The sequence below is a fragment of the Brenneria uluponensis genome, from assembly GCF_032395385.1.
Taxonomy (GTDB): Bacteria; Pseudomonadota; Gammaproteobacteria; order Enterobacterales; family Enterobacteriaceae; genus Prodigiosinella; species Prodigiosinella aquatilis.
In genome coordinates this window covers 2,060,225-2,074,032 of sequence record NZ_CP135917.1, presented here as the reverse complement: position 1 = coordinate 2,074,032, position 13,808 = coordinate 2,060,225, and the positions used below count along the sequence as shown (strand labels likewise).

Below are 13,808 nucleotides of genomic sequence, written 5' to 3'. Positions count from 1 at the left end.
GAGGTTGCTAAAGCAAAGTGATCAAGGATAATAAAGGGTAGCACCGCTTTATGGAACCCTAACTACCTCTCTCTCCGGCTTTTTCTTGACGGATACTGAGGCTGAGACCTGATAATCAGATTATGCCTGAACAATATCGTTATACGTTGCCATGCAAAATGGGTGAGCAACGCCTGCTGGGACAACTGACTGGCGCTGCCTGCGCCGTAGAATGTGCCGAAATCATTGAACGCCATACCGGGTTGGTCGTGCTCATCGCCCCTGATATGCAAAATGCCTTGCGGTTACGGGATGAAGTTCAGCAATTTACCGAACATCCGGTCATCACACTGCCTGACTGGGAAACGCTTCCTTACGATAGCTTCTCTCCTCATCAGGAAATTATCTCGAGTCGTTTATCCACACTGTATCAGTTACCAACATTGGAACGCGGCGTACTGATTCTGCCGATCAACACCCTGATGCAGAAAGTATGCCCACATTCGTTCCTGCATGGTCATGCGCTGGTCTTGAAACAAGGACAACGCCTGTCACGGGACAAGTTACGGTCACAACTGGAGCAAGCGGGTTATCGCAGTGTCGACCAAGTGATGGAACATGGTGAGTTTGCCACCCGGGGAGCCTTGCTGGACTTGTTTCCGATGGGAAGTGAAGAACCCTTCCGCATCGATTTTTTCGACGACGAAATCGATAGTCTGCGTCTGTTTGATATCGATACCCAGCGCACACTGAGTGAAGTCAACCATATTAACCTGCTGCCCGCACATGAATTTCCGACTGACAAAACAGCAATTGAGCTGTTCCGTAGTCAGTGGCGTGAACAGTTTGATGTCCGCCGTGATGCAGAACATATCTACCAGCAAGTCAGTAAAAATAGCTGGCCGGCGGGCATTGAGTACTGGCAACCCCTGTTTTTCAACCAGCCCTTACCCTCGTTGTTCAGCTATCTTCCGAATAACTCGCTGATCGTAAACAGTGGCGATATCCAACAAAGTGCGGAACGTTTCTGGCTGGATATCCAGCAGCGCTTTGAAAACCGCCGCATTGACCCCATGCGTCCTTTGTTGTCGCCCGACGTATTATGGCTACCGGTTGACGCATTGTTCGGGGAGTTGAAAAACTGGCCACGCATACAACTGCGTACCGATACACTGCCACACAAAACCGCTAACGTGAATCTGGGCTACCAGTCTCTGCCCGATCTCGCAGTCCAGCATCAGCTCAAGGCCCCGCTGGATGCGTTGCGCCGCTTTGTGGAACAGTTTACTGGTCAGATTATCTTCTCCGTAGAAAGCGAAGGCCGCCGTGAAACCTTGCAAGAACTGCTGTCCCGCATCAAGCTGGCACCCTCTCCTATTACCCGTTTGGAACAGGCTAAAACCAAAGGCCCTTATCTACTGATTGGAGCCAGCGAACACGGTTTTATTGACACGCTACGTCAACGAGCGCTGATCTGCGAAAGCGATATGCTGGGCGAACGCGTCAGCCGTCGGCGTCAAGATAATCGACGTACCATCAATGCCGATACACTGATCCGTAATCTGGCCGAGTTACGTCCTGGTCAGCCGGTAGTTCATCTGGAGCATGGTGTTGGACGCTATGCTGGTCTGACTACGTTGGAAACGGGTGGCATCAAAGCTGAATATCTGATTCTGAATTACGCCGGAGCGGACAAACTCTATGTTCCGGTATCCTCCCTGCATCTGATCAGTCGTTATGCTGGCGGTGCCGACGACAGTGCGCCACTGCACAAGCTGGGCGGCGACGCCTGGGTGCGCGCCCGACAGAAAGCAGCAGAAAAAGTACGCGATGTCGCGGCCGAGCTGCTGGATATCTATGCACAGCGCGCCGCCAAGAGCGGTTTTGCCTTTAAGCATGATAAACAGCAGTATCAGTTGTTCTGTCAGGGATTTCCGTTTGAAACCACACCCGATCAGGAACAAGCCATCAACGCGGTATTGAGTGATATGTGCCGTCCACTGGCGATGGACCGTCTAGTGTGCGGTGATGTGGGATTCGGTAAAACCGAAGTGGCTATGCGTGCCGCGTTTCTGGCCATAGAAAACCATAAACAAGTTGCGGTGCTGGTACCTACGACACTGCTGGCTCAGCAGCACTATGATAATTTCCTCGATCGCTTTGCCAACTGGCCGGTAAAAATCGAGATGCTCTCACGTTTCCGCAGCCAACGTGAACAAGCCAAGATACTGGAACAGACACTGGACGGGAAAGTTGACATTCTGATCGGCACCCACAAGCTGTTGCAGAGTGATGTGCACTGGCACGATCTCGGCCTGTTGATCGTAGATGAAGAGCACCGCTTTGGTGTACGACACAAAGAGCGCATTAAAGCTATGCGTGCCGATGTGGATATCCTGACACTGACCGCCACGCCAATTCCCCGCACGCTAAACATGGCAATGAGTGGTATGCGTGATCTGTCTATTATCGCCACCCCGCCGGCGCGACGTCTGGCGGTGAAAACTTTCGTGCGTGAATATGACAGTCTGGTAGTGAAGGAAGCTATCCTGCGTGAAATTCTGCGTGGTGGCCAGGTGTATTACCTCTATAACGATGTCGAAAATATTGAAAAGGCGGCGCAACGCCTGAATGAACTGGTGCCGGAAGCTCGCATCACCATCGGGCATGGTCAGATGCGTGAACGCGACCTGGAACGCGTCATGAATGACTTCCATCATCAACGTTTCAATGTGCTGGTATGTACTACTATTATTGAAACCGGTATCGACATTCCCAGCGCCAATACCATCATCATCGAGCGGGCCGACCATTTTGGTCTGGCACAATTGCACCAGTTACGCGGACGCGTGGGGCGCTCCCACCACCAGGCATATGCCTATCTGCTGACGCCGAATCCCAAAGCAATGAGTGTCGATGCACACAAACGCCTCGAGGCCATTGCCTCGTTGGAAGATTTGGGCGCCGGTTTTGCGCTGGCCACCCACGATTTGGAAATTCGTGGTGCTGGTGAATTGCTGGGGGAAGATCAGAGCGGCCAGATGGAAAGTGTCGGGTTTTCACTGTATATGGAACTGCTGGAAAGCGCCGTCGAATCGCTCAAAGCAGGCCGCGAACCCTCATTGGAAGATCTCATCAGCAGTCAGACCGATGTGGAGCTACGCTTGCCGGCGCTCTTGCCTGATGACTTTATCCCGGATGTAAATACCCGGCTCTCGTTCTATAAGCGTATTGCCAGCGCCAAACAAGCAAACGAGCTGGATGAGCTAAAAGTCGAGCTAATTGATCGCTTTGGACAACTGCCAGATGCCACCCGCAGCCTGCTGCAGATTGCCGCGCTACGCCAGCAGGCACACAAGCTTGGAATTAAACGAATTGAAAGTAACGAAAAAGGCGGTTTTATCGAATTTAGTCAAGATAACTGTGTTGATCCCACACACCTGATTGGTTTACTACAACGGGAACCCAAGGTTTATCGGCTGGATGGCCCTGCACGGTTAAAATTTATCAAGGATTTGACTGCCCGCCAGCAACGTCTTGAATTTATCGACAATCTTCTGGGGAATATGGCACAACACACTTGCGCAGTGTGAAGTTTTTCATCAAAACTATCATGGTTCAATTCAAGTCGGCGTTACAAACGCCGATATAGCAAGACAAGAAGGTTAGTAGGGGCCATGAATAGATGAATAAACTAATTGCTTCTTTAACCTTTTTAACGATGCTAATCATCGGGGTGGGGGTTATTTATTATCAGGATTATCAGGCTGATTATAAATTAGCGGTATCTAATGCCGAGAAAGCTGTCAATAATATTGAAAAAGTTATTAATGAAGCGCAACAGACGGCTGAACTCAGCACCCCCTTGCTGGGGCGATCCTGTACCCCCGATGTCATCAGAAAGCTCAATATGATGGCGGCCAGAGAGAGTCATCTGAGAACCGTAAGCCTGATTAAAGACAATGTGGTTTATTGTTCCTCGTTATTTGGTGTAGACCATCGCCCGGCGATGCTGGCACGTTTTTATAAAGGGCAACTGGCGTTATTAGCCGGCAACACGGTTACACCAAATACCCCCTTGTTGATGTACCTGAAAACCACCGCCAACGGTAGTGTGGGAATAGGCATTCATGTCCCTCCCCTCATCAGCGTACTTAATTTTCTCAGTAAGCGGCGGAGCTTGTATATGCAGGCTGGCTATACCTGGATTTCCGTTGACGGTAAAGTGATGTCATTCGATCCGGACAATCATCGTAATTTTGTTATCATCCCTTCCAACCGATATCATTTTGCCGTTTTATTCTCTTCCACCGATGACTATTCGCTTAACGATTTCTGGCGTCAGGAAAAAATGACATTTCTGGTTATTCTGCTGATTTCACTCAGTTCCGGGGGTCTGACTTATAAATACTTAACACAAAGCAAATCACCTTATGATGAAATAAAAAGGGCCATTCGAAATCAGGAAATCATTCCTTTCTATCAACCGGTGATAACCACCGAGTCACGCGAAATATATGGTTTTGAGGTGCTGGCCAGGTGGAATCATCCCCGAACAGGAATTATATCTCCGGACGTATTTATTCCATTGTGCGAACAAAGTGGTCTGATTATTCCTTTGACACAGTCGCTAATGAACCGTGTCATCCAGGATCTCAGTCTTTATCTGGATAAACTGCCCGACGGCTTACACATTGGCATTAATATCAGCGCACAGCATTGCCAATACGATGATTTTATCACCGATTGCCAGAATTTCATGGACGCGCTCGGTGATAAAAAAATTCGGTTGATGGTTGAAATTACCGAACGTGAAAAAATTGATATCACCCCGGAAACCATTTCATTTTTCAAAAAGCTGAGTGCAGCAGGTATTTTGATCGCACTGGATGACTTTGGTACCGGATATTCAAATTTTGACTATCTCAGAAAGCTACAAGTAAATATCATCAAAATTGATAAATCATTTGTCAGTATGATTAATCGAGAAGACCCGCAAGCCAGCGTACTGGTGAACTGCGTCATTGATATGGCACAGAAAATGCGATTAGTGACTATCGCCGAAGGCGTAGAAACTGAATTTCAGGCTGAGTTCCTTTCCAGCAGAAAAATTGATTTTCTACAGGGTTATCTGTTTTCAATACCCATGCCTTTTGCTGAATTAGTAAAAACATGGCTGGATAAACCGTAGATTGAAGACACGCTACAACGATAAACAAGCCTCGGTGAACATACATCCTAAGTGCAACCCTCTGACACCTTATTATCAAAACAGACATTTATCAGTCATCCATCTTTACAACTGCCTCCTCAAAGCGGTAAATTCCCGCCCCTTCTCTAATGGCATGGGGATATAACAATGTTTGTGGGTTTTGATTATGGCACGGCAAACTGCTCTGTCGCGGTAATGAACCAGGGTACGCCACGGCTACTTCCATTGGAAAACGGTTCACCCTATATGCCGTCGATGCTTTGTGCGCCAATGCGAGAAGCCGTCAGTGAATGGCTATGGCGTCACCATCAGGTGCCTGCCGACGGGGAAAATGCGCAATTATTACAGCGGGCGATCAACCTTAACCGCGAAGAGGATATTCACGTTCACTCCGGCAGTGTTCAGTTTGGCCAAGCCTCACTGTCACACTATATGGACGACCCGCAAGAAGTCTGGTTTGTTAAATCGCCGAAGTCCTTTCTTGGCGCCATTGGCTTGAAAGCACAACAGGTGGCTCTGTTTGAAGACCTGGTCTGCGCCATGATGCTGCATATCCGCCTACAGGCTGAGCTACAGCTCAGTGATAACATTAATCGTGCTGTAATTGGTCGTCCGATTAATTTTCAAGGTATTGGCGGCGAAGAATCCAACCAGCAAGCACAAGGTATTCTGGCGCGGGCCGCACAACGTGCCGGATTTCAGGATGTGGTGTTTCAATTTGAACCGGTCGCCGCCGGGCTGGATTTTGAGGCCACGCTGCACGAAGAGAAACGCGTGCTGGTAGTGGATATCGGCGGCGGTACCACCGATTGCTCAATGCTATTGATGGGACCAAACTGGCATCAGAAACACGAACGTCAGCAGAGTTTGCTCGGGCACAGCGGCTGCCGGGTTGGTGGTAACGATCTGGATATTATGCTGGCTTTCAAACAACTTTGCCCGTTGCTCGGGATGAATGGCAGCACGGAAAAAGGGACAGCATTGCCGATTCTGCCTTGGTGGAATGCCGTTGCCATTAATGATGTACCGGCGCAAAGCGAATTTTACAGTGCGGCATGTGGGAAGCTTCTGCGCGACCTGATTCGTGACGCCCGCGAACCTGAGCAGGTAAAACGATTATTGACCGTCTGGCAACAAAAGCTGAGTTATCGGTTGGTACGTGTGGCTGAAGAGCACAAGATTGCGCTTTCGGCGAGTGAAACCACACTGGCTGATTTGCCCTTCATTGCACCCGATCTGACAACCCGGATCTCCACTAGTCAGTTGAAAGAGGCGATTGTCCAGCCGCTGGAACATATCAAGCAGCAGATTGCGCTGGTGCAGAAAGATGGACAGACCCGACCGGATGTCATTTACCTGACCGGCGGCAGCGCCCGTTCACCGCTGTTGCGCGACGCCGTACAGCAGTGTCTGCCCGGCATACCGATTGCCAGTGGCGATGATTTCGGTTCTGTCACCGCAGGCCTGGCCCGCTGGGCGGAAATTGTGTTCCGGGAAGCATGAACCAAACTAGCTGGCTAACGCCAATGGCGACTACAGCTTCTGTCATTCTCTCTCAGGCGTTCAGGCTATGGAATCTGAACGCCTTATACCGTGAACTGAGTTTTTTGCCAATTGCAGGTGTGAATTATTTCATAATGGAGAAGCTAACGAATCGAACCAGTGCTGAACGTTATAATCTTCCGGCAAACGGATTCCGAGATGGTGGCTTAAGCACTCAATATAACGGCTACAATCCGTAATGACGTCTTCAGTTCTGTTGCCCTGCCGCGTAATAATTAATTGATTATCCGACAACGTTATTCGACCATCTTCCGTTACCCGACTGCAAATCGATTTTTTCGTAAACAACGATTGAGGGGATGTTTGGTGATAATCGGCCATAACCGCGAAATCATCCAACTGCCAGGGATGCAAATCAAAAATATACAACGGTGCCCAGTCGGCATGCGGTTTCTTTTGTAACAACTGATAGCCATCATCAAAAGGAATAATTTTATAGCTCGCGGCATCTTCATGAGAAACCGTTCCATCCAGTAAAAGCGGAATACAAAATGAATCACCAAAACTTACATCAGCGATGAGCGTCTGGTTATCCAGATCAACCAGTAAAAGCAGATGGTCAAAATAAGCGCCATATCCTTCAACATTAAATACCCGACCAGATAACAACTGCGTAGTGAAACCCAGGGTTTTTAATAACAGATAGAAGCCATAATTCAGTTCATAACAGAAACCGCCGCGTCCATTTTCAATAACCTTTTTATAAATGGCGGATTGACTCAATGTTATCTTTCTTTTAAAAACCACATCCAGATTTTCAAACGGGATATTTCTGAGATGGGCGATATGCAAAGTTCGTAATAACAATGATGGTTCTGAGGGCAGTGAATCAACGCCAATTCTCTGGAGATAATAATGTAATTGTGTGCTATCCAGCATTTTTCATCCTCGATAAGCCGGTTAATCTCTCTCATTATCTCAGATAATAACGCCGACGATCATATTGATAAACCTGCAACTTTCTATTTTACAACTGCAATTGGAATAAGAAACGCGTTGACCTATGCCAGCGTAACGCGCTTCTCTACAACAATGGACTATTTACTCAGAGAGAATAACAATCAGTTTTACGCGAGTTAATGTACAGTTGCCGTTTTTCTCCCGGTGGCAATTGCAGCGCAATTTGCTGCCAAGCCGGATGGAAATTGCCCTTTGGGGTGAAGCAAACATCAATACGCTGGCTATCACAGGTCATTTCCCAGTGCAGCCATAATGCATCCCCCTGCCGCCAGTGATGGGTTTCTCCATCATCCTCAAACAACACGCCACGCTGTTGCCCTGCGGCAAGTGGTGGGAATACCAAAAACGCTCGCTGGTCATCATCGGCCTGACAAACAAAGCGCGTCCGTGCAGCAATCGGAATCATAGCCCCGGCCCTTACCATCAACGGTAAGCGTTCCAACGGCGCATCCAGTGTTATCGTTTGCCCTCCGCTGTACCATTGGCCACTATAAAATTCATACCAGCCGGTCTCATTATCCGGCAGATAAACCTGACGTTGCCGTTGTCCCGGTTCCACCACACTGGCAACCAGCAGATCCCGTCCCAACATGAAGTCATCGGTTTCGACAAACGTCTGTAGATCATGCTCATGATCGAGAAAGGTCGCTCGCAGCATCGGTTCATCTTCGGCGCTGGCCAGCCACAACAACGTATAAAAGTACGGTAACAACCGGTAGCGCAGCATGATGGCATCACGAATGATCGGTGTTACCGCCGGATACATCCACGGCTCATTGACCGTACCATCGTCATGCCACGAATGAATGGTAAAGCGTGGATGCATAATCCCATTTTGTACCCAACGCACAAACAGTTCCGCATCCGGTTGATGCCCGGAGAATCCCCCAACGTCATGGCCGATGTTATATAACCCCGACAGGCTCATTCCAATTCCCATACGGGTGTTATAACGCAGCGTCTGCCAACTGGTACGATTGTCGCCACTCCAGGTCTGGACATAACGTTGCATTCCGGCACAGCCAGAGCGAGAAATCAGATAAGGACGTAACTGTGGGGAAAAACGTTGCTGAGCTTCCAGTGAGGCCCGCATCATCAGTAATGGCATAACAGGTCGGATATGTTTGATGGCAATTTCTTCACCAAACCCGTGACAACGAGCCTCTTTGTCCCAAACTTCAAATTCATTATTGTCATTCCAGGTCGAATCTATGCCATTTTCCAACAGTTGAACCATGATGTTCTCTTGCCACCATGCCACCGTCGCCGGATTGGTGAAGTCAAGATGAGAACCTTCATCATCCCAGAAGCTGGAACGTTCGGGAGAGTCGCAATCTGCATCACGGATGAACAACCCTTGTGAGGCGACCTCCTGATACCGCGGATGATCCTGTAACAGGCAAGGTTTGATATTAGCGGCAAGTTTGATGCCCGCATCATGAAAGGCTTGCGACATAATCTGCGGGCTCGGCACTTTGTCCCGGTTCCAGTGAAAAACATAGCGCTTGCTACCGATCGAAGTATATCCTGAAGAGAGTTGAAACGAATCACAGGGAATATCGTGTTGTTGACACAGCGCGATAAACTTCATTAGCTGCTGCTGCGCATCAGGCGCATCGGTATAGTGCATCGTTGAGCCACTGTATCCCAGACTCCATTTAGGTCCGAACAGGGTTTTCCCGGTCAGCCGGACAAATGCTTTGGTCACCGCCAGAATTTGGGGGCCGAGAAACAGATAGTAATCCAGATCGCCGGCTTGCGCCTGATAGCGTCGGTATGGCTGATGGTAATTGTCGATTTCATTGCCCAAATCGAGCCATGTCGTGCTGAGGTTGTCATAAAAAACACCAAAGCTGACGTTTCTACGGTGAGTAATGGTAAAGGGAAGATGTTTATAGAGCGGATCCGTCGTTGCCGCGTTATATCCCATTGCATCCAGATTACGGAATTCAAACCGACGGCCCGTCCGATTGAGATCGCCGCTTTTCTCTCCCAAACCATAGTAATGATCTTCAGGGAAACGGCGTTGATAATGCTCAACGCCATCACCATGTTGATTCAGCAGATACGCACCGGTCGGCCGATCGGCGGCTAATGGCTGCCATTTGCCCTGCGAATCGCAATATTCCCACTCCAGCCCCAAAGGCTGATGAATCGTTATTCGCAGGCGATCAGTACTGAGTTGCAACTCACCATCCTGTTGCCGCAAGGAGAATCCTGGCAGACTAAATCCATCCGTACTTTCACGCGACCGACCCTGCCACGGCACATCCTGCTGCGGCGCAATACTCCAGGTACGGTTCAGGTGTAACTTTCCATCCTGTTTAATTAATACCCGGCATAGGTCGGGTTCAAGAACATAAAGTTGGAAAATATGCCTATCATCAACCAGTAACTCAATCCGATCAGCGGTTTGCTGATGGAATACCCAGTTTTTTAGTGTTTTCATGCGTAACTCTTTTTCATTATGACGATAGCAGATTTAATGTACTCGTGAGCGACGCTCAGCGATAAATGCGATCAGGAACACTGCACCGAACAGATCGAAAAAGCCCATGGCGATAAACAAAGGGTTAAAACCAATCTTGTCCGCAGTCACACCGATCAACAGTGAGAATAGAAAGCTGGCAATCCAGGCGAAAGACCCGCGCATACCGTTGACAGTGGCCATCTGCCCTTTGTCAAACGATTCCACCACCAGCGCACTGAGCATGCACGAGATCACCTGATGACCAAATCCACCAATCGAAATCAACATGATAGCGACGTAAGGATCTTTAGTTATGCTGACCAACGCCAACGATATCATCAGAAAGGCACCGGTTACTGAGCTGGCGACGACGGAGTTAATCCGGGAACAACCGAACAACCGGGCATATAACCGGGTCAGATAACCACTGATTACACTACCAAAATCAGCCGCCAGAAAAGGCAACCAGGCAAACATGGCAATATGCTTCAAATCCATTCCCTGATCTTTGGCCAGATACAGTGGAACCCAGAAACTCAGCACGGCCCACGCCGGCTCCGCCATGAATGCTGGAATAGCGATACCATAAAAACGCTTATTCTTTGCCACCGTCGCCAGCGCAGTGAAAAAAGGCTGCCTGACCGGAGCCGGTTCATTATCCTGCTTGATAATTGCCAGCTCTTCACGACTCAAATTGGGATGCGTTTCCGGGCTATGGTAAAACAACCCCCAGAGTACCACCCACACCATTGCCAACAGGCCGGAAAACAAAAATGCACCTTGCCAGCCAAAAGACACGTGAGCCAGAACAATAATCGGCGGTGCCAACATCGCACCAATGGAAAACCCGACCCCGGCCCAACCGGCCGCAATTGGGCGCTCTTTTTTGGGGAACCATTCGCCAATGGTTTTGGCATTGGCCGGAGTAGCGGCCGCCTCCGCTCCGCCCATAAAGAAACGCAGGACAGCAAGCTGTAACCAGCCACTGACGCCTGCGTGTAATAGGCTCATCATTGCCCAGACAATGGCGCAGACCATAAAGCCCACTTTCAGGCCAATCACATCTATCAACCAACCGCATAATGGCTGGAAAATGGTATAGGCCAGTTGGAAAGCGCCGACAATCCATGAATATTGTTCGGTACTGATATTGAGGCTGGTTTTCAGTTCCGGGGCCAGAATACCCAGAGAGTTGCGAGTAATGTAGTTGACCGTTACACCAAGCAGGAACAGGACAAGCATCCACCAGCGCAAATTTTTCAATTTACGTTTTTCTTTTATTACTGATGAAGACTGATTAATGTCGAGACTCATGATGATCTCCTTGTAGGACCGCACTGACTGACAGCGTTCTGCTATATGCCAAACCCACCAGTCATCGAGCCGTGCAGAGTTATATGTTTATCTTTTTGTTTTTTAACAAATTTATAGTTAATGAACCCAGTGATCAGCACTGAATTGATTTATCGGAGTCAAGATAGAAGAATTGAAAACCTGGGAATACCCAAATTTTTGCAATTATTTTCATGTTATGTTCAGAGAAGCATCTTTCTGACAGAAAACACCCGTATGAAAGCCATTTATCTGTCATGAAAATTTTTTCATTTGATAAATGTAGTGAGATCACAAAATGAAAAGAAACCTGAAAATACGCGAAATCGCGGCACAAACGGGGTTTTCGATCAGTACAGTCTCTCGTGTGTTGTCGGGAAAAACCAATACCAGCAACACTGCCAGAGAACGCATACTTCATTCAGCCCGACAGCAGGGCGTACTGGATGATTTGGTCGTGGGGCGTTTATTGCTGAAGAGTTTGATGATTTTCGCGCCATCCCGGGCATTCAATGTGCGGTCTGACATTTTTTATCACAACGTTATTCAAAGCATCATCGAGGCGCTGTCATTGCATGATGTGCGCCTGCGCTATTGTGGTCTGGAAGAGAATGATTGTGATGTGGCACTGTTTCTGGAAAAAATGCGTGATCCTGAAACAGAAGCCGCCATGTTGGTGGGTATTGATGATCCGTATGTTCATGCGCTGGCAACCGACCTGGGTAAACCCTGCATTCTGATCAACTGTATTGATCGCAAAATGAAGCTACCGGGTGTTTCGCCAGCACATCAATTGATTGGCGAATTCTCAGCTAACTACTTATTTGAACAAGGGCACCGCGAGGTACTTACTCTTTTATGTCTGCGGCGTTACACCATGGAGCTTCGCCTGGCAGGTATCCGTGATGCCTACCAAAGCCATAATTTATCCTTTGACGAAGCACGATGTCTCTTGACTACTCAAGGATTTAGCACGACCGAAGCAGAACAGAAAGTCACTGAATTTTTAGCCGGTTGTTCGCCAGAACAGATGCCGACAGCCATATTGGTCGGCGGTGATTTTATGGCGGCAGGTGTAGTAAATGCATTGCATAAAGCCCAGTTACGAGTACCACAGCAGGTTTCCGTCATGAGTATGGATAGCGCTAATCTGGCAGCGATTCATGATATTCCCCTGACGTCGGTGCAGGTACCACGAGACGAATTAGGTAAAGAAGCCGTCAGATTACTACAACTCCAGCTTATGCAGCCGGACAGAGTAATGGGTAATCTGCTATTGAATGGCACGCTGGTGATCCGTGATTCGGTTAAACGCATTCGCCCGAGTAAAATGCATGCCCCGGTACAGGCAGATAATCTTTATGACTGAATAGGCATACCAAATGGAAAAAAGCGTTGGCTATAATCATAGCCACCAACACCCTAATGCTGCTCACTTAACCCTGTTTTAAGAAGAGAGACCACGTTGGGTTCCCAGAGAGATACCTAACGTGGCTGTTTTCCTCTGTAGCCGGGTTTCATAACCGACAATCATTACGGTAAAAACGCCGTTTTTGTTTATCTGATACTCAAATTTAAACCTGCGGATTAAGCACTAACTGACCATTGCGGTCCAGTGGGATTTGGGTGCCAGGATCGCGATCCATTCGGACTTTGCCTTGCCGATCACCAATTTTATAGGTCACGTCATAGCCCAGCACTTTCTGCGATTTATCATAGACCGTATTACAACGCTGTTGGGAGGTCACATAGGTATCGCTGTTCTGCATTTTCCCCTGAACTTGATTCCCGGCATAACCACCAGCCAGCGCACCCGCAACTGTTGCCACATCCTGACCACGACCACCACCGATCTGATGTCCAAGTACACCACCCGCAACTGCCCCCAGTAACGAACCGGCAAGACGATTTTCATCCTGCACCGGTTGACGATGTGTGACCGTCACATTACGGCACTCCTTACGTGGCGTTTTCACCGTTTCTTTAATTGGGATTGCTGTCAACACTTGCGCAAACTGAGGTTTGGACGAAAAGACATCCAAACTGGCAGCTGCAGCCAGCCCCAATGCCGCAACCATCCCGATACTTATACCCGCTAACATTGATTTGTTCACAGGAAACCTCCTGACTCTATGACTATACATTGTTCATCATCTGCCCCGACATGCATTACACGGCAGCGCAGAGATTACATCTAAATAACCATCCTTCAGAGATAGTGACATATACACCGCCGCCGCCAGTAAACATGCGAGAGTTTGCACAATGTCTTTCTCGCTCACAATAGGATTT

General features: G+C 48.6%; 8 protein-coding genes. 4 read left to right on the top strand and 4 right to left on the bottom strand.

Translation table 11 applies throughout. The annotated features are described in order from the left end of the window. Positions 1-122 precede the first annotated feature (122 nt). The 3 genes from mfd (at position 123) to yegD (ending at position 6,694) form a co-directional block, all read left to right on the top strand. Entirely contained in the window at positions 123-3,572 is a 3,450-nt protein-coding gene (mfd, locus tag RS889_RS09510) for a transcription-repair coupling factor (RefSeq protein WP_315710432.1), read from the top strand. Positions 3,573-3,664: 92 nt separating this feature from the next. Next, a complete protein-coding gene (locus tag RS889_RS09505) occupies positions 3,665-5,170 on the top strand; it encodes an EAL domain-containing protein (RefSeq protein ID WP_315710431.1) in 1,506 nt (501 codons plus the stop codon). 168 nt (positions 5,171-5,338) lie between these two features. After that, on the top strand, positions 5,339-6,694 hold the full coding sequence (yegD, locus tag RS889_RS09500; protein ID WP_315710430.1) for a molecular chaperone: 1,356 nt from the start codon (positions 5,339-5,341) through the stop codon (positions 6,692-6,694). Between the two features lie 129 nt (positions 6,695-6,823). Here the strand turns inward: yegD and RS889_RS09495 are convergent, their stop codons facing one another. The 3 genes from RS889_RS09495 to RS889_RS09485 all read right to left on the bottom strand — a co-directional run bounded on the left by RS889_RS09495 (position 6,824) and on the right by RS889_RS09485 (position 11,498). Next, positions 6,824-7,633 (bottom strand): arylamine N-acetyltransferase family protein, encoded by an 810-nt coding sequence (locus RS889_RS09495; protein ID WP_315710428.1) that lies wholly within the window; start codon positions 7,631-7,633, stop codon positions 6,824-6,826. A gap of 166 nt (positions 7,634-7,799) precedes the next feature. Beyond that, positions 7,800-10,163: a glycoside hydrolase family 31 protein gene (locus RS889_RS09490; protein WP_315710426.1), complete on the bottom strand. Its 2,364-nt coding sequence runs from the start codon at positions 10,161-10,163 to the stop codon at positions 7,800-7,802. A gap of 33 nt (positions 10,164-10,196) precedes the next feature. After that, positions 10,197-11,498: an MFS transporter gene (locus RS889_RS09485; protein ID WP_021016360.1), complete on the bottom strand. Its 1,302-nt coding sequence runs from the start codon at positions 11,496-11,498 to the stop codon at positions 10,197-10,199. 316 nt (positions 11,499-11,814) lie between these two features. Here RS889_RS09485 and RS889_RS09480 point away from each other — a divergent pair, with 316 nt between their 5' ends. Further along, the gene (locus tag RS889_RS09480) at positions 11,815-12,885 is read left to right on the top strand and encodes a LacI family DNA-binding transcriptional regulator (RefSeq protein ID WP_021016361.1); all 1,071 of its coding nucleotides are present in this window, start codon (positions 11,815-11,817) and stop codon (positions 12,883-12,885) included. Positions 12,886-13,090: 205 nt separating this feature from the next. Here the strand turns inward: RS889_RS09480 and RS889_RS09475 are convergent, their stop codons facing one another. Then, positions 13,091-13,630, bottom strand: coding sequence for a glycine zipper 2TM domain-containing protein (locus tag RS889_RS09475; protein ID WP_021016362.1), 540 nt, complete (start codon positions 13,628-13,630; stop codon positions 13,091-13,093). Positions 13,631-13,808 lie beyond the last annotated feature (178 nt).